General features: G+C 70.7%; 15 protein-coding genes. 9 read left to right on the top strand and 6 right to left on the bottom strand.

Annotation, left to right across the window (positions count from 1 at the left end):
- The first annotated feature begins 725 nt into the window (after positions 1 to 725).
- Together ACNFOC_RS04360 and ACNFOC_RS04355 are read left to right on the top strand one after the other, a co-directional pair.
- Positions 726 to 2,582, top strand: a complete 1,857-nt coding sequence (locus tag ACNFOC_RS04360; RefSeq protein ID WP_416956731.1) for a hypothetical protein — start codon at positions 726 to 728, stop codon at positions 2,580 to 2,582.
- 1,127 nt (positions 2,583 to 3,709) lie between these two features.
- A complete protein-coding gene (locus ACNFOC_RS04355; protein ID WP_416956729.1) occupies positions 3,710 to 6,028 on the top strand; it encodes a SpoIIE family protein phosphatase in 2,319 nt (772 codons plus the stop codon).
- A gap of 662 nt (positions 6,029 to 6,690) precedes the next feature.
- Here the strand turns inward: ACNFOC_RS04355 and ACNFOC_RS04350 are convergent.
- The 5 genes from ACNFOC_RS04350 to ACNFOC_RS04330 all read right to left on the bottom strand — a co-directional run bounded on the left by ACNFOC_RS04350 (position 6,691) and on the right by ACNFOC_RS04330 (position 10,189).
- Positions 6,691 to 6,846 (bottom strand): hypothetical protein, encoded by a 156-nt coding sequence (locus ACNFOC_RS04350; protein ID WP_416956727.1) that lies wholly within the window; start codon positions 6,844 to 6,846, stop codon positions 6,691 to 6,693.
- A gap of 80 nt (positions 6,847 to 6,926) precedes the next feature.
- Positions 6,927 to 7,247 carry an STAS domain-containing protein gene (locus tag ACNFOC_RS04345; RefSeq protein WP_416956818.1) on the bottom strand — a complete coding sequence of 107 codons (321 nt, stop codon included), beginning with the start codon at positions 7,245 to 7,247 and terminating at the stop codon, positions 6,927 to 6,929.
- Between the two features lie 167 nt (positions 7,248 to 7,414).
- Complete coding sequence (locus ACNFOC_RS04340) at positions 7,415 to 7,915, bottom strand: universal stress protein (RefSeq protein ID WP_416956725.1); 501 nt, start codon at positions 7,913 to 7,915, stop codon at positions 7,415 to 7,417.
- 3 nt (positions 7,916 to 7,918) lie between these two features.
- Positions 7,919 to 9,181: an SLC13 family permease gene (locus ACNFOC_RS04335; RefSeq protein WP_416956723.1), complete on the bottom strand. Its 1,263-nt coding sequence runs from the start codon at positions 9,179 to 9,181 to the stop codon at positions 7,919 to 7,921.
- Between the two features lie 237 nt (positions 9,182 to 9,418).
- A complete protein-coding gene (locus ACNFOC_RS04330; RefSeq protein ID WP_416956721.1) occupies positions 9,419 to 10,189 on the bottom strand; it encodes an FAD-dependent oxidoreductase in 771 nt (256 codons plus the stop codon).
- A 229-nt stretch (positions 10,190 to 10,418) separates the two neighbouring features.
- Between ACNFOC_RS04330 and ACNFOC_RS04325 the strand changes: the two genes are divergently transcribed.
- The 7 genes from ACNFOC_RS04325 (at position 10,419) to ACNFOC_RS04295 (ending at position 15,485) form a co-directional block, all read left to right on the top strand.
- Positions 10,419 to 11,453 (top strand): DUF8189 domain-containing protein, encoded by a 1,035-nt coding sequence (locus ACNFOC_RS04325; protein WP_416956720.1) that lies wholly within the window; start codon positions 10,419 to 10,421, stop codon positions 11,451 to 11,453.
- Between the two features lie 127 nt (positions 11,454 to 11,580).
- Positions 11,581 to 11,940: a zinc ribbon domain-containing protein YjdM gene (locus tag ACNFOC_RS04320; protein ID WP_416956719.1), complete on the top strand. Its 360-nt coding sequence runs from the start codon at positions 11,581 to 11,583 to the stop codon at positions 11,938 to 11,940.
- 195 nt (positions 11,941 to 12,135) lie between these two features.
- Entirely contained in the window at positions 12,136 to 12,474 is a 339-nt protein-coding gene (locus ACNFOC_RS04315; protein WP_416956718.1) for an ArsR/SmtB family transcription factor, read from the top strand.
- A complete protein-coding gene (locus ACNFOC_RS04310) occupies positions 12,474 to 14,207 on the top strand; it encodes a SulP family inorganic anion transporter (RefSeq protein WP_416956716.1) in 1,734 nt (577 codons plus the stop codon). The genes ACNFOC_RS04315 and ACNFOC_RS04310 overlap by 1 nt, the downstream gene beginning before the upstream one ends.
- Positions 14,204 to 14,611 carry a pyridoxamine 5'-phosphate oxidase family protein gene (locus ACNFOC_RS04305; RefSeq protein ID WP_416956715.1) on the top strand — a complete coding sequence of 136 codons (408 nt, stop codon included), beginning with the start codon at positions 14,204 to 14,206 and terminating at the stop codon, positions 14,609 to 14,611. Before ACNFOC_RS04310 ends, ACNFOC_RS04305 begins: the two co-directional genes overlap by 4 nt.
- Positions 14,611 to 15,036 (top strand): ATP-binding protein, encoded by a 426-nt coding sequence (locus ACNFOC_RS04300; RefSeq protein ID WP_266863942.1) that lies wholly within the window; start codon positions 14,611 to 14,613, stop codon positions 15,034 to 15,036. The genes ACNFOC_RS04305 and ACNFOC_RS04300 overlap by 1 nt, the downstream gene beginning before the upstream one ends.
- Before the next feature lie 35 nt (positions 15,037 to 15,071).
- A complete protein-coding gene (locus ACNFOC_RS04295; RefSeq protein WP_416956713.1) occupies positions 15,072 to 15,485 on the top strand; it encodes an anti-sigma factor antagonist in 414 nt (137 codons plus the stop codon).
- Between the two features lie 11 nt (positions 15,486 to 15,496).
- Here the strand turns inward: ACNFOC_RS04295 and ACNFOC_RS04290 are convergent.
- Positions 15,497 to 16,295: 2-phosphosulfolactate phosphatase (locus ACNFOC_RS04290; RefSeq protein ID WP_416956711.1), on the bottom strand; the 799-nt coding region annotated here is incomplete at its 5' end.

Genomic DNA, 16,295 nt, shown 5'->3' with positions numbered 1-16,295 from the left:
GATGACGAACCGCACACGGGACCGGCTGCAGGGACCGGCAGCAGCGCGCAGGTCTCCGGGGCCATAGAGGTGACCTTGCCGGGGTCTACTTCCACGACGCCGGGGCCCGGCTCTCAGGAGTTGCCTCCGGACACGACGAGCATCCCCGGCGGTCAACTTGCCCCGCAGCCGGACGACCGCACGAGAGCGTGGAGGGAGCATGAGCGGCACAGCAAGCCTTTCGAACGCGGACTGACACGTCGCCGACCAGGCTTCCCGGCACACCACCCACCCCCGAGCGGCGAGGTGAGCTGCCGTCACCCTACGCGCCACCACGGCCACCAGCACAGTCCCGGCCGCTGCCTCAGCCGTTCAGACCCCATGTCCGCCAACTGCTGCCTCAGGGAGGCGACGGCCGCCCAAGTCGTCACTCTCTCGGTCCGGCGGATGCGAAACAGGCCCGCCGCCGCAGGCCGATGTTCGCTCCACTTCCTCCTGCCGTCCACAGCGTGTGCACAGGCCGGGACGGAGCCGAAATCCGCGATGGTGGAGGCGGACGCCGCCCGCTGGGCCTGCTACCTCTTCCTTGCGGGTGAGGCGGCTGCCGCTCTCGGGCCACAACCGCGGGCTGGCGGGGCCGGCGACGGCGCGCAGGCCGCAGCGATCGAATGTCCTGGCCTGGTCAGCGTGGTGGATGGTTCGCGCCCAGGCCGTCGGCGTGGTGGCCTGTGCCGCATAATCCTCGCGTGTCTGAAACTCCAGTCCCGATAGCGTCGGGATCCGTTCCTGCGGGTACGGCCGCCTGGTCGTCCGCTGACGCCATCCAGTGGCTGCGGACCCGGCCCGCACACTGGGCGCGGCCGATGTGGTCCGTGCTGGCGCTGCTGGTCACCGTCGTGTGGGCCATCGCGGTGGAGCCGGAACCGCCGTGCAGTGATGCGGTGCCGTGTGGGCCGGACTGGGGCGGGATGGTGCAGATGGGCCTGGCCGTGGGCCTGTTGTACTGGCTCGCCCGGCTGCCGGAGCTCACGCTGATCGCCGCGCCCGCTCTGGCGGCCATCGTGGCATGGGGAGAGCTGCCGGGCGCCGACTCGATGTCCTTGGCCGCGAACGTCGCTGTGATCGGGGCTCTCGCCTTGGGCTGGGCCGCGGCCCGCGAGCGACTGGCCGCCCGCTCCAGGCAGCGTCGGCTCACGGAGCGGGCAGCTGGAGTGCGGCACCCGCTGCCAGGGCCCGTCGGCCCGCTCGCGCGAGGAAAGCTCCCGATCGCCGCCGCGCTGCTGTTGTGCGCTGTGGCCGCCGGTGCGGTCCTCATGGGGCTGAGAGGGATCGGCGCGGACGAGCAGCACGTGGTCCGGGCCGTACGCATCACAGCGAAAGTGATCAGCCAGGGCGAGGAGTCGGTACGGCTCCGCACCGACGATGCACGGCGCATCACCGTTGCGGCGTTCTACCCGGAGGACTACGGCGTCGGCAGCACGGTGACAGTGCTGGAGGACGGCTCGTGGCGGCGCCTGGTGGCCGAGCCGTACGACGCCTTCGGCTGGCAACTGCTGGCCCTGGCCGCGGGACTGCCGGGACTGTCCCTGCTCACCGTGGGCGTCCTCGCCCGCCGCCGTGCCGCGGCGCTGCGTCGCGCACCGGTGCCGGCCCTGCGCGTGCTGGAACGCATCGATCACGACGGTCGGACCTGGGTCTACGCGGCCGACAACAGCTCAGGCCGCGCCCCGCTCTTCACCTGCCTGCTCACAGCGGCGCTCCCGGACGGCGCCGAGCCCGTGAACCGCATCGAATACGACGACGAGGAGGAGGAACTCTCCGTCGTCGACACGCGATTGCACGAAGCGGTCATACTCGGCGCTCCGTACGAGGGCGGTGAACTGGCCCTTGTCACGACAGGCCGGGACGGGCACCCGATCGTGACCCGTACCGCCGGCCCGGTCCGGCTCCCCCGAACCGGCAAGGGTCCACTGCTGGCACCCCATACCCTCACGGCAGCCCCCTCCGACACCACAGAGTCACGCCACCGGGCCCAGACGGACCGGATCGCCGCCACGCTGACACCCACCAGCCACCTATTGCGCTGGGGACCCGGCTCCGTGGCCCGAACCGCGGGAGTGGCACTCACCGCAGGCGTGGCAGCCGGCATCGCCTACTTCACGCATTCCCTTATGACCGACGGCTTCGGCTGGGAGATCCTGCCCCTGCTCGGGCTGCTCATATGGATCAACCTGGTGGCCATCCTCCTCAACTGGCGCGTCACCGCGGACAGCACCGGCCTGTGGCTGGCCGGGGCCTGGACGGTGCGGCACGTCCCCTGGGAACGGCTGGCGGCAGCCCAGTACACCGATGAGGGCAGCGTGGAGATACGCCGGTCGGACGGCAGCACCTGGCACCTGACGGGCCTGGGCGAGCCGCGGCTCGAGCGACGCCTGCGGCTGCGTCCGTCGTACGTCCGCATGGTCGAGGAGGTCACCGCGCTGCGCCTCCACCCGGACCTGCGCCCCACCGGCCGCAGCTCACCGCGCGACCACGGCCTGCCGCTCGGCCCCGTTCTGCTTCTCCTCGTGGCCCTCACCGCGGCAGCCGCGCTCTTCGTGTGAGAAGGCGCAGGCCCAGCCCGCGGATCGGGGTTCCCTGCATCCGGGCGATTCATCGATAGCTGGTCATGATTCGTCCGCAGGTCAACCCGGGTATCTTCGCAACGGCCTTGCGAGGGCGCGCCGTGAAAGGGGCGGGCCGGGGACCAGCGACGCCGAGAACCGCCGTCACATGTGGGTCAGTTCGGCGGGGCCGAAGGACACATCGAAGCGGTCGCGCCAGATGTTGCGCGAGCCCCGGGCTCCCGACCTGGTCAGCATTGCTTGGGGTTGTCCGCCCCCGGCCGACAGCCGACGGCCCGCTCCGAGCGCTGGCACTGATCACATACGGATCAGGGTCGTACGCTGCCTTAGCGGGCCACCGGAGAGGCCCGGGGGCGGCCACGTCTCCTGCTCCTGCGGGTCACGTGCGTACCCGATCGCAGGAGCTGGGACAACAAAGCGGCGCGGCGCAGCAGCGTTTCGACCACCTCGTGCGTGACGCCTACCTGTTCCCCAGCAGGCTACCGGCCGCCGTGCCGTACGCGTCACACCGTCACTCCGCCTCGGCGCCCGCCTCGACGTCTTCGATGCCGGTGGGGCGGACTGCGCAAGGTGAGCCTGATGTTCATCGGCATCCTCCCCGAAGGCGTCGAGTAGGCCGACGGCACCCGCGTGAAGGCCAACGCGCTCATCTGGTGCACCGGCTTCCGACCCGCTCTGTCTCGCCTCGCCCCGTTCCGACTCTGTGGCCCATCGAGCGGCGGCGACGTGGAGACTTCCCGGCTGCCTCTGCCCTTCCGTGATCAAGCGTGCCCCTGTCCGGCCGAGTCGCTCCTGCCACACTCGCGGCCTTGCACCGCTGGTCGCGCACCGGCTCCCGGGCGATCACGCCGGGCCCTCAACCGGAGAGTTCTCGCAGGCGCTGAACGTGCGGGCATACGCCTGCCGCGCCGGACATTCCCTGTCTGATGGGTTTGTATGCAGTTCAGCATGACCATCTCGAAGGGCGCCGGACGGGGTCCGCCAGTCGGTCACAAGTGGGCAGCTTCGGCCGCTGCCCAGCCAGTAATCGGCACTTGGAGGTGGATGTGGCCGGGATGCGCTGAGATGGTCCGATTCACCTTCAGCGCTAGCCAGTTGGGGCCGACATGGGCGACACCATCACCGCGGAGGCAACCGACGGAGCCGGGTCCACCGGGTGCATACACCACCACTGCGTCGTACGGGCCCGTGAATTCGAGTCGCCCCGGGTGGAGGACCGGTTCCGGGGGTTGTTGGAAGCGGCCCCGGACGCGATGGTGATCGTCGACGACTCCGGGACGATCAGGCTCGTCAACGCGCAGACTGAGACACTCTTCGGGTATCTGCGGGCAGAACTCCTCGGCCGCCCGGTGGAGATGCTCATCCCGGGCCGATTCCGCGCCCATCACGGCGTCCATCGCGACGGGTATGCCGGCACCCGGCAGGTCCGTCCGATGGGGGCGGGGCTGGAACTGCACGGGCTACGCAAGGACGGCAGCGAGTTCCCCGTCGAGATCAGCCTCAGCCCCCTGGAAACCAGCGACGGCCTCCTCGTCTCCGCCGCCGTCCGCGACGTCAGCGAACGCAAGGCCGCCGAGGAAAGGTTTCGCAGCCTCCTGGAGTCGGCTCCGGACGCCATGGTGATCGTGGACGACACCGGGACGATCAAGCTGGTCAACGCGCAGACCGAGACCCTCTTCGGCTACCCGCGCAAAGAACTCCTCGGCCGTCCTGTCGAGTTGCTGGTGCCCGAGCGGTTCCGCTCCCATCACGTACTGCACCGCTCCGGCTATGCCACCAATCAGCAGGTGCGTCCGATGGGGGCGGGGCTGGAACTGCACGGGCTACGCAAGGACGGCAGCGAGTTCCCCGTCGAAATCAGCCTCAGCCCCCTGGAAACCAGCGACGGCCTCCTCGTCTCCGCCGCCGTCCGCGACGTCAGCGAACGCAAGGCCGCCGAGGCCCGCATCAACGAACTCGCCGCACTGGTCGAGTCCTCTCAGGACGCTATCCTCGCCAAAACCCTCGACGGCCGCATCACCTACTGGAACACCGCCGCGCAACGGCTGTACGGCTACACGGCCGAGGAAGCCATCGGCCGGCACGTGTCCATGCTGGCGCCGCCGGAGCACAAGGACGAGATCATCCTGTTGCTGGAGAGGCTGCAGGAGGGCGAGAAGATCGAGCACTTCGAAACCTTCCGGCTCACCAGCATCGGCAGGATGCTCGACGTCGACGTCACCCTGTGGCCCACCCGCGCCCCCGGCGGCATGGTCGTCGGCGCCTGCGCCATCGTGCGCGACATCAGCGACCGCAAGCGTGCCGAAGCCGAACTGAAAGCCCTGTACGAACAGCAGAAGCACATCGCCCTGACCCTGCAGCGCAGCCTGATGGGCACCCCGCCCGCCATCCCCGGCCTGGCCACCGCCAGCCGTTACCGGCCCGCCACCCAGGGCGCCGGAGTGGGCGGCGACTGGTTCGACCTCATTCCGCTCGGCGCCGGGCGGGTCGGCATCGTCATCGGTGACGTCATGGGCCGCGGTCTGGAAGCGGCCTCCGTAATGGGGCAGCTGCGCTCCGCCGCCCACGCCCTGGCCAAGACCGGTATGCAGCCCCGTCAGCTCATGCAGGCCCTGGACGCGGTCGTCGCCGACCTCGACGTCCCCGACCAACTGGTCACCTGCTGCTATCTGGTCATCGCCCCGGACACCGGGTCCGTGACAACCTGCTCGGCCGGCCATCTGCCCACCCTCGTCGCCGTCCCGGGCGACGGCACCCGCCGGATTCCGGCGCCCGTCAACGCGCCGCTCGGTGTAGGCGACGTCCTCTACCAGCAGTCTTCGGCAGCGATTCCGGCCGGTGCCACCCTCGTCCTGTACACGGACGGCATGGTCGAAACACCCGGCAGCGACATCGAGCACCAGATCGACGTGCTGACCACAGCCCTCAGTGACGCCTTCACCTCCGGCGCCGGCCTCGAAGCCGTCGCCGACCATGCCCTCGCCACGTTGCTGCCCGACGCCGAAGGTCACAACGACGACGTCACTCTGCTGCTGACCCAGTTCCCGGCCGCGCCGCTGGCCACCGCCACCGCGCAGCTCCCGGCCGTGGCCTCCGCGGTGGCCGAGGGCCGCTCGTTCGTGGTCAAGACTCTCACCGAGTGGGACTGCACGGAGAGGGCTGACGACGCCAGGCTCCTGGTCTCCGAGGTACTCACCAACGCCGTCCAGCACGCGGAGGGCCCCCTCGTCCTGCACCTGCGCCGTACCGACACCGAACTCGCCGTCGAGATCAGTGACCTGAGCCCTCATCTGCCCCAGCCTCGGCTGGCCGCCGAGGACGAGGAGTCCGGACGGGGCCTCATCCTCGTCGACACCCTCGCCGACCACTGGGGCGTCCGCCCCACCGACCAGGGAAAGGTCACCTGGTTCACCCTCCGGCTGTGAGTAGCGGCGCTGGCGACCCACTCGCATGGGAGGCCACAGCTCCGCCTGGTGGAACCGTAAGGTGATCGCACCGGATCCCGGCCTGGCTGAGACGACCGCGAGGAACTCGAATGCCGCCCACGCGCCCGTGGCGCAGGCAGCGCCTCCGCACAGTGGTCTGGAGCTCCTCTTCACACCCCTTGCGGGCACCCGCTACCTTCGGACATGGGAACGGAAGGGGTGCGACCGTTCAGTCGCGCACGGTCCGTACCCCGCCGCTGACCCCCAGCCCCCGGGTCGACAGGTGACCGTCCGACACCGTTGGGCGGCCGGAGGTCGCGTTCTACGCCGACAACGCGACCCCGGCCCTTCGCCCTCCCGGCCCGCTCTCGAGACAGCTCCCGCAGCCCCGGGCGTCGGAGAGGGCGAACGTGCGAGGAAGACGCAGCGGAGCCGCGCGCCCTCCTCGCGCCGAGGCGGCCGCCGCCGGCATGGGCCCGTCCCCGGCGGCGGCCGCTCTTGGGCTCACGGCGCGAGCATCCCTTTCCCGCCCCGCCACCCGAGACGGCTGTCGTTCTATGCATCCTTCAGCCGAGGCTCGGCATGGCCCGTCCGTGTGCACAAAGCTCGCCCTCTCCGGACGACAGGCAGCCTGCATCCCGGTCCCTCCGGTCCCACCGGGTTCAGGAGATGGTGCGGAGCCGTGCGATCGCTTGTTGCAGATCGTTGAAGGCACGTTCTTCCTCGCGCGGGCCGACGCGGGAGGCACCAAGGACGCTGCCACGCGCCGAGCGGATACGGGCATAGGCGTCGAAGCAGGTGAGGACCTCCTGGATCACGATCTCCTGCGGCGTGGAAGGAGGCGGAGAGGAGGGGCCGTTTCGGAGTGACATCGCCAGACTCTTGTCTCATCGCAAAGCTACCGGTCAGGAACAAGTGGTTCATCCATGAGGCGCTGCATGCCGAGCTCACGAAGAACACGCACGCTGCGCGCCGAGGCACGGGTGATGACGAAACGCGTACCGGAGCGGCGTGCGGCGGCGGCTGCGGCCAGCAGCAGCGCGCTGGCCGCCGGGGCAAGGTAGGTGACCTTGCCGAGGTCCACTTCCATGACGCTGGGGGCCCGGGCGAAGGCTCTGAGGAGTCTCCTGCGGATGTGAGGCGCCCTGCTGGAGGTCAGCTCCCCGCACAGCCGGACGACTGTCCGAGCACGTTGGCGGGGTGGGGGCGTGAGCGGCACGGCAAGCCTTCCGGGCACGACAGACACTTCGCCGACCAGACTTCCCGGCACACCACCCACCTTCGAGCGGCAAGGCGAGCTGTCATCACAGTACGCGCCGCCACGGTCACCAGCCCAGGACCAGGTGGACCGACCCGGAGGAACGGCGCCACGAGCGAAGCCCTCTCTTACCGGCGGTGCGGGGAATGCGGTGGCGGGGGCGGCATGGTGGTGAGGCCGGGGACCGTCTCTGGCCAGACGAGCAGAAGGGGACACGGAGCGTGGTCGACGACGAAGCGGCTGGCGGGGCCGAGGCTGTGCGGGCCGAGGCGGGTGCGGTCGCCGTCGCGGGCCAGAATGAGCAGTCCGGCGCCCTCCGTCGCGGCGACGACCTCGCGTTCGATGCGGCCGGTGCGCTCGGTGCGAGTACAGGGGCGGCCCAGGCGATCGGCGGCGGCCTGGAGCAGCTGGGCGGCGGACATGGCGGCGAGGTGCTCCAGGCGGTTGCCGGGGTCGCGTTCGCGGTGGCCGCGGCCGAGCAGGCCGGCGAAGGCGCCGTGCGCCGCGCCCGGGATGTCGGCCCCGGTGACGTGGAGCAGGGTGATGTCGGCATCCGCCGGGGCATAGGTTCGGGCGGCGTCCACACACGCGGACCAGGTGCCCTCGACGATCCAGACCACCACGGTCATGGGTCAGCCTCCTCCGATCACGGCCAGTGAAGCCCACAGTGCCAGCACCGCGGCGCCCAGGCTCGCCGGAACGGCATACAGGCCGAGCCGGGTGAACTCCTTCAACTCCACCTCGCCATCGTGGGCGTGGACGATACGCCGCCACAACAGGGTGGCCAGCGAACCGGCGTAGGTGAGGTTGGGGCCGATGTTTACCCCCAACAGCACCGCGAGCACGGCTCCGGGCCCGGACGGAGCCGTCAGCGGCAGCATCACAAGCACCGCGGGCAGGTTGTTGATCACATTCGCCAGCACGGCGGCCAGGGCGGCGAGACCGAACAGGGCGGGCAGAGCGGTGCCGTCGGGGATGAGATGGCCCAGGGCCGCATCCAGCCCGTTGTCGACGACCGCCCGCACCACGATGCCCAGCGCGAGGACAAAAGCGAGGAAGGGCACCGAGGCGGAGCGCAGCAGCACCTTCGGGGTGGTGCTGCGCTGGAGCAGGGCGCGCACGGCGAGGGCCAGGGCGCCAGCCAGGGCCGCCCAGGCCGGATTGATGCCGAGCGCTGAGGTCAGGACGAACCCGGCCAGCGTGCAACCCACGGTGACCAGGGCGAACAACGGCACTTCGGGCGGGTCGGCGGCGGGCGGGGACTGCGCCCCGGCATCCAGGTCGGTGGCGAAGAAACGCCGGAAGACCCCGTACTCGACGCCGATGGCGGCCAGCCAGGGCAGCGCCATCAGCGCGGCGAACCGGGTGAAACTCAGCCCGCTGGCCGCGAACGCCAATAGGTTGGTCAGATTGGAGACCGGCAGCAGCAGCGAGGCCGTGTTCGACAGGTGGGTGCAGGCGTACACGTGCGGTTTGGGGCGCGCGCCGAGCCGGGCGGCAGTGGCGAACACCACCGGGGTCAGCAGCACCACCGTGGCATCGAGACTCAGCACCGCCGTGATCAGCGACGCGGCCAGGAACACCTGGCCCAGCAGGCTGCGTGGCCGGCCCGCGGCAGTACGCGCCATCCAGGCCCCGCACGCGTGGAACAGCCCCTCGTCGTCGCAGAGCTGGGCCAGGACCAGGACCGCCGCCAGGAAGCCGATCACCGGCCCGAGCCGTCCGGCCTCGGCCACGGCATCGTCCCAGGAGATCGCCCCGGTGGCGATCACCAGCGCGGCGGCCGGGACGGCGACCACCGCCTCCGGCCAGCCGAAGGGACGGACGACCGCGCAGGCCAGCACCAACACCAGCAAGGCCACGGACAGTGTCTCCGCGAGCGAGGCGTTCAGCATCGGGTCCTTCCGTGCAGCGGCGGCGGGCCGCCGGGTGAACCACGGAGAAGGTATCCCGCCAAAGTAAGACGTCCCGGCCCTGAGCATGTGCCCCGTCAGGTCAGGACGCTGCCCGGGAAGTGGCGGCCATGCCGTGATCGGCTGTCAAGGCATCGGCGACCTGCCGCTGGTGGGATCGCAAGGTGGATACTTGGAAGCGACGGGTGCTGGTACGCCCCAGGCGGTCGGGCTCGGGCGTCACGCAGCGCGGTACCGCGCTGGTACCGAGGCCAATGGGTGGCCGACTCGGTCGCGGTAACTCAGCAGCGCGCGGGGCGAGTCCAGGGCGACCGCGCCCACCAGCACCGGGATCCCCTCCGGCCCGGGACGCGTGTAGCCGACTACCGTGCGGCGCATGGTCGGCTCTCCGTCCAAAATGGTCATTTCGGTGCCCAGGCCGGGCATACCGACTGACTGGATGCGCACTCCGTGCTGGTGCGGCCAGAAGCGGGGCACCGGCGCGAACGGGGCGGCGGCCTGAGGGCCTTGGAGCAGGGCTTCGGCGGCGTGGCGGCCCATCTCGATGGCGTTGATCCAGTGCTCGACGCGGCGCGGGACGTCGTCGAAACGCGGGTTGGGCCAGCGAGCGATGTCGCCTGCCGCCACGATGCCGTCGACCGGGTCGCCGTCCGGGCCGGCGACGTGGGTGGTGAGGCCGCGCAGGACCCCGTCGGTGAGGTCGACGCCGGTGTGCCAGAACCAGTCGGTGCGGGGGACGGTTCCTACACCGACGACGGCGGCATCCGCGTGGTCCTGTTCCCCGTCGTCGAGCAGGACTGTCACGCCGCGCTTGTCCTCGCTCCAGCCGTGTACGCCGACGCCGAGGTGGAGGCGGACGCCGTTGTCCCGGTGCAGGTCGCCGACGACCGCGCCGAGCGCGGGGCCACCCCCGGAGCGCCCAGCGGAAACACATCCCCCGCACTCCCCGAACCCGGCGGGAGCATTGGCATCCTCCCTGGAGATCCCCATCGACCTGCGGTTTCATCACGACCCGCACGGCCCTCCGGGGCAGCTCCACAGGGTCCGAACGCGCCGGAGGCACATGCCTCATGCGTCAAGGGAGCATCCCCGGCCGCCCTGTTGATATCCAGTCGAATACGCCCTCGCGAGGTTCCCCCCGGACCACCAGCGGTCATCCTCCGTAACGGATCAACTACGCACCGCAACAGCGCGGTTGCGGGAACCTGAGGAGAAGCACATGGCAGTCTCGACCACACCCGGCACGAACTGGGGAACCTGGATCAACCTGGAAGGCGACATCTACGCCGAACCGGCGCCGGTCCTCAACGCGGACAACCGGGTGCAGGTCTTCGTGCGGGGCGGCAGCGACACCCTGTGGAGCCGCTGGGAACAGCGGAACCGCGCGTGGGCGGCGTGGACCCAGCACCAGGGATCGCGGATCGCCGGCACCCCGCACGCCATCCGCGGCAAGGACGGCAAGATCCGGGTGTTCTACCGCACTCCTGGCAACGCCATCGAGGTCATCACCCAGAACGCCGTCAACGGCGGCTTCGCCGCGCCGCAGAGCATCGTGACCTCCGTCGGCGGCGACCCGGTCTCCGTGCTCAACGCGGACGGCCGCATCCAGGTGTTCTTCCAGGGCAGCGACGGGGCCCTGTGGTACGTCCGCAACCAGGACCTCAAGTACGAGACGTACGGCAAGCCCACCTCGCTGGGCGGCGGCATCTACGCCTCCCCGTCACCGGTCCTGGACGCGACCGGGCGCGTGGTGGTGGCCGTCAAGGGCGGGAGCGACACCCTGTACACCATCCAGCAGCAGGCCCCCAACTCCGCCGACTCGTGGGAGGCGTGGCAGTCCAACACCACCGGGGTGACCAGCAAGCCCACGGCGCTGCTGGACGCCGCCGGACGCGTGCAGATCTTCTACCGGGGCAGCGACCAGGCCGCCTGGTGGGTCGGGCAGACCGACGACTACGAGAACTTCAACCCCTCGGTCAAGATCAACAGCGGCATCATCGACCGCCCGACCGCCGCGCTCGGCCAGGACGGACGCGTCAACGTACTGGTCAAGGGCAACGACAACGCGCTGTGGGTGGACGTGGAGAACCAGGAGAACGACAGCGCCTACGGCACCTTCCAGTCACTGGCCGGAGTCATCGGCACGGTCCACGTCAGCCCGGTCATCGCCAACAGCGAGGGCCTGCTCTACGTGTTCACCCAGGGCTCGGGCACCGCCAAGGACCTGTGGCTCCAGCGCCAGAACTGGGCGTAGGCACACACCGGTTGTGGCGCCGACCCTCCGGAGGACCGGCTGCCTGGCTTCCGCATCAGCATGTCCCGACGCTGGGGCTGTGGCCTCGCCCCCCGGGCCGGAAGCCCGCGCCGGATACCCTGAGCGGATGATCGAGAACCTTCCTGCTTGTCCGAAGTGCTCGTGTGAGTACACCTACGAGACGAACGCCCTGGTGGTGTGCCCGGAGTGCGGCCACGAGTGGGTTCCCGCCGAGAGTGGCGCACAGGGCGGGGACGTTACCGGGGAGCGGGTCGTCAAGGACGCCGTCGGCAATGTGCTGCAGGACGGCGACGCCGTTGTCGTGGTCAAGGCGCTCAAGGTCAAGGGGAGCCCCTCGGGGATCAAGGCCGGCACCAAGGTGCGCGGCATCCGGCTGGTCGACGGGGTCGACGGCCACGACATCGACTGCAAGATCGACGGTTTCGGTGCGATGCAGCTCAAGTCCAGTGTGGTCAAGAAAGCCTGACCGCAGCCGGCAGCCACCGCCTTCCTCTCGGCCCTCCGGCCTGCATGGAGAAGTCTGCCGGACAGCAACATGATGCTGAATTGCAAAATTTCGCAATTCATTAGATGCTGTGCTGGCTGTGCCCGTCGCCGGTAGCCGCGGGCACAGCCGTCATGTCCGCGCCGGGTGGGGCGCCGTCGGGAAGCCGAGGAAGCCGTGTCCGTTCCGCTGTACCAGGCCAAGGCCGAGTTCTTCAGGATGCTGGGGCATCCCGTACGGATACGGGTGCTGGAGCTGCTGCAGGACAGGCCGATGCCGGTACGGGAGCTGCTGGCCGCGATCGAGGTGGAGCCCTCCAGCCTGTCGCAACAGCTGGCGGTGCTGCGCCGCTCGGGCATCGTCACCTCCCGGCGCGAGGGCTCCACGGTGGTGTATGCGCTGGCCAGCGGGGATGTCGCCGACCTGATGCGGGTGGCGCGCCGGATCCTGAGTGACGTACTGGCCGGGCAGAACGAGCTGCTGGCCCAGCTGCGGGATACCGGGGTTTCCGCGTGATGAGAGCCTTGCTGGGCCGGGTGGGTGGCCGGCTTGCCGGGCTGCTGCCCGGCCGCGGTGATCTGGCGGAGATGCGCCGGGATCCGCGCCGGGACCTGCTGGCCGGCCTGACGGTGGCGATCGTGGCGCTGCCGCTGGCGCTCGGTTTCGGCGTCTCCTCCGGGCTCGGCGCCGAGGCGGGGCTGGCGACCGCGGTGATCGCGGGAGCGCTGGCCGCGGTGTTCGGCGGTTCGAATCTGCAGGTGTCCGGTCCTACCGGTGCGATGACGGTGGTGCTGGTGCCCATCGTTGCCGAGCACGGGCCGGGCGGGGTGCTGGCCGTCGGCCTGATGGCGGGCGTGATGCTCGTCGTCCTGGCGGTGCTGAAGGCCGGCAAATACATGCAGTACGTGCCCGCGCCGGTCGTCGAGGGTTTCACTCTGGGCATCGCCTGCGTGATCGGGCTGCAGCAGATCCCCAACGCCCTGGGCGTGCCCAAGCCCGGGGGCGACCGCGTCCTCGTGGTGGCCTGGCACGCACTCCAGGAGTTCGCGCAGCACCCGAACTGGACCGCCGCCGCCTTCGCCCTGGCCGTCGCCGCCGTCATGCTGATCGGCGCCCGCTGGCGGCCCACGGTCCCCTTCTCCATCCTCGCGGTGATCGCGGCGACGGTGGTGGCGCAGCTCGCCGGCCTGGACGCGGCGAAGCCGATCGGTGACCTGCCGTCCGGCCTGCCCGCGCCTTCACTCGCCTTCCTGGACGTGGGGGCGCTCGGCTCGCTGCTGGCCCCGGCGGTAGCGGTGGCGGCATTGGCCGCGCTGGAGTCGCTGCTGTCGGCCTCCGTGGCGGACGGGATGACGGTGGGACAGAAGCATGATCCGGACCGGGAGCTGTTCGGCCAGGGGCTGGCCAACATCGCCGCCCCGCTGTTCGGCGGGGTGCCGGCGACCGGCGCGATCGCGCGGACCGCGGTCAACGTCCGTACCGGCGCGAGCTCGCGGCTCGCCTCCCTGGTCCATGCCGCGGTCCTCGCGGTGATCGTCTTCGCGGCCTCCCCGCTCGTCTCGAAGATTCCGCTCGCCGCGCTGGCGGGCGTGCTGCTGGCGACCGCCGTCCGCATGGTCGAGGTCGGCTCGCTGCGGGCCATGGCGAAGGCGACCCGTTCCGACGCGCTGATCCTGGTGCTGACCGCCGTCGCAACCCTCGCCCTCGACCTCGTCTACGCGGTGATCATCGGCCTGGCAGTGGCGGGCGCCCTCGCCCTGCGTGCCGTGGCCCTGCAGGCCCGCCTCGAAGAGGTCCCCCTCGACCGCGGCGACCACAGCGCCGAGGAGCATGCGCTGCTGGCCGAGCACATCGTCGCATACCGCATCGACGGCCCGCTGTTCTTCGCCGGTGCCCACCGCTTTCTGCTGGAGCTGGCGGAAGTCGCCGACGTGCGCGTCGTCATCCTGCGCATGTCCCGAGTGAGCACCATCGACGCCACGGGTGCGCTCGTCCTCAAGGACGCGGTGGACAAGCTCCAGCGGCGGGGCATCGCCGTCATGACCTCCGGGATACGTCACGGCCAGCGCCAGGTCCTGGACTCGGTCGGCGTGTTGGAGCTGCTGTGCCGGGAGGGGCGCGAGTACGCCACCACACCCGAGGCGATCCGGGGCGCCCGCACCTACCTGGAATGCGCCGGTGTCATGCCGCCGCTCCCCGCCCAGTCGCCCCGGCCGATCAGCGAGGAAACAGAGGAAACCGTCGGATGAGCACTCTGCCCGCAGCGCTGCGCATGGTCGAGGTCTCCGGTACCGAAGCCCTATGGCTGCTGGAGGGCAGCACCCTGGGGCGGCTGGTGTACCCGCAGCGGGACCTGACCGTCATCCGGCCCGGCCACCACACCTGGGAGTACGGGCGCCTGGTGGTACGTACACCCGCCCCCGCCGCTGCGGTCCCCTTCGACGTGACCTACCACGTGGACGAAATCCGCACGGCCACCGGCACGGGCTGGAGCGTCACCGTCGCCGGACGGGCCGACATGATCACCGACCCCGACGAGGCCGCGCACTACCGGCGCACTCTCAGCGGCTGGACGCACGGCCCGCACGACACCCTGCTGCGCCTGCACCCCCGGACCGTCACCGGATTCCGCTTCGCTCGCGCGGAGGCGTGATGAGCACCCGGCTGGAGGCCCTGCCCCACCGGCATGTACTGACCCTGCCCACGATGCCGTCCGCGGTCCGCACGGCCCGGGAGACCGCCGAGCGTGCACTGGCCGAGTGGGGTATAAACCCCCGCCATCCCACCGTCGATCCCGCCCTGCTGATCCTGAGCGAACTGGTCACCAACAGCGTCCGGCACGCCGCGGAACTCTCACCTCAGCTGACCGTCATCTACGCCGCCGGCGAGGACACCCTGGCCTTCGCCGTGCACGACCGTCACCCCCATCAGCCGGCGCTGTACGCGACGCTCATCGACGCCGGGTCCGGCGGCCTGGCGACCGTCATGGAGCTCACCCTCGGCCTGGGCGGCACGGCGGTCGTCCGGGGCGACGCCGACGGCAGGGGCAAGAGCATCTGGATCACCCTCCCCCTGTGAAGCAGACCGGCTGACGTGCAAGGAAGTTGACGATCATGACCATCGAGTGGCGTTACACCGTCGAGCAGGAACTCGGCATCCTGTCCGTCTGCGGGTACCTGGGCCCGGACGCCGTCCACCGCTTCGCCGGTGCCATCGGCTGGGTGGTACAGCGCGGGAGCGGTCCGGTCATCGTCGACCTGACCGCGCTGCGTGGCTGGTCGGCCGAGGGCCAGACGGCGATCACCGAGGCCGCACGCCGTCTCGCCGCAGCGGGTCGCGGCCTGGAACTGGCCGCGATCCCCGCAGACGGCTCCCTCGTGCCCGACGCGGACTGTCCGCCCATCCCCGTGCACAGCGATCTGGCCGGCGCGCTCGCGGCACACAGCACGCGGCACACCGAACCGGCACAGGGCCGCCACGAGTGGCGCACAACAGGCTGGCCGAGCACCGACCACGCACAGGAGTGAGTCCGCTGGGGTCAGCCGGGGGCGAAGGCGCCGTCGCCGTCCCGTACGGGTACGACGGTGTCGACGTCCTCCTCCGTCGCGATGGCCACGTCCTCGACGAAACCCGTTGCGGCCAACTCCCGGCCGGAGGTGCAGCCGGCGACCGCGCGTCTGAGGTCGGCGGTGCCCTCATAGGCCGCTTTCGCGGCGGCTGCCTCAACGGACATGGGTCCCGCGCCCTGGACGTGCAGGTCGCAGATGAGGGCACCGGCGCAGAGCAGGTCCTCCAGCGCGGGGCGCAGGCTGCCGTCCGGCCACTGCTCCCCTGCGGCGATCACGGCCACCGGACGGTTGGGCGTGCCATAACCATGGGCGGTGAGCCACTCGCCGACCGCGAGGATGTTGCGCAGGCAGGCGGCGACCACCCGCACGCGCGGCGGTGCAGCCGCCGCGATGGCCGCACTGTTCGGGGAGGGCAGTACCAGGCGTGCGGCGAAGGGGGCGCGGCGCAGGTGGGCCGGGGAGAGGGACCAGGGACTCTCGGGAGTGACGGTGTGGCGGGCGACGGCCAGTCGTGCACCGCACTGCCGTGCGTATACGGCGGCGGCCTTCGCCGCTGCGGCCCGCTCGGCCGGGGCGGCGAAACCGTCCGGCAGCCAGAACGGCAGCACCCGGATGCCCTGTTGCACAGCGACGCTCACGGCGGTGGTGAAGGACAGCACGTCGACGACGACCAGACAGGCGGCCTCCCCGGCGAGGTGGCCCGCTCCGGCGGGCCCCCACTCGAAGCGGATCCCGCTGCCGGACTGGACGGCCCAGTCACCCATGCCC

The sequence above is a fragment of the Streptomyces colwelliae genome, assembly GCF_048158785.1.
Taxonomy (GTDB): Bacteria; Actinomycetota; Actinomycetes; order Streptomycetales; family Streptomycetaceae; genus Streptomyces.
Note: the sequence above shows the minus strand (reverse complement) of the source record. Positions and strands in the feature narration are given on the sequence as shown.

Bases quoted from the DNA above. Each gene is read 5' to 3' on its own strand.
- ACNFOC_RS04340 (WP_416956725.1), bottom strand. From the start codon at position 7,915: ATGACCGTGGTGGTCTGGATCGTCGAGGGCACCTGGTCCGCGTGTGTG.
- ACNFOC_RS04330 (WP_416956721.1), bottom strand. From the start codon at position 10,189: ATGGGGATCTCCAGGGAGGATGCCAATGCTCCCGCCGGGTTCGGGGAG.
- ACNFOC_RS04310 (WP_416956716.1), top strand. From the start codon at position 12,474: ATGAGAGCCTTGCTGGGCCGGGTGGGTGGCCGGCTTGCCGGGCTGCTG.
- ACNFOC_RS04335 (WP_416956723.1), bottom strand. From the start codon at position 9,181: ATGCTGAACGCCTCGCTCGCGGAGACACTGTCCGTGGCCTTGCTGGTG.
- ACNFOC_RS04305 (WP_416956715.1), top strand. From the start codon at position 14,204: ATGAGCACTCTGCCCGCAGCGCTGCGCATGGTCGAGGTCTCCGGTACC.
- ACNFOC_RS04325 (WP_416956720.1), top strand. From the start codon at position 10,419: ATGGCAGTCTCGACCACACCCGGCACGAACTGGGGAACCTGGATCAAC.
- ACNFOC_RS04295 (WP_416956713.1), top strand. From the start codon at position 15,072: ATGACCATCGAGTGGCGTTACACCGTCGAGCAGGAACTCGGCATCCTG.
- ACNFOC_RS04320 (WP_416956719.1), top strand. From the start codon at position 11,581: ATGATCGAGAACCTTCCTGCTTGTCCGAAGTGCTCGTGTGAGTACACC.
- ACNFOC_RS04300 (WP_266863942.1), top strand. From the start codon at position 14,611: ATGAGCACCCGGCTGGAGGCCCTGCCCCACCGGCATGTACTGACCCTG.
- ACNFOC_RS04355 (WP_416956729.1), top strand. From the start codon at position 3,710: ATGGGCGACACCATCACCGCGGAGGCAACCGACGGAGCCGGGTCCACC.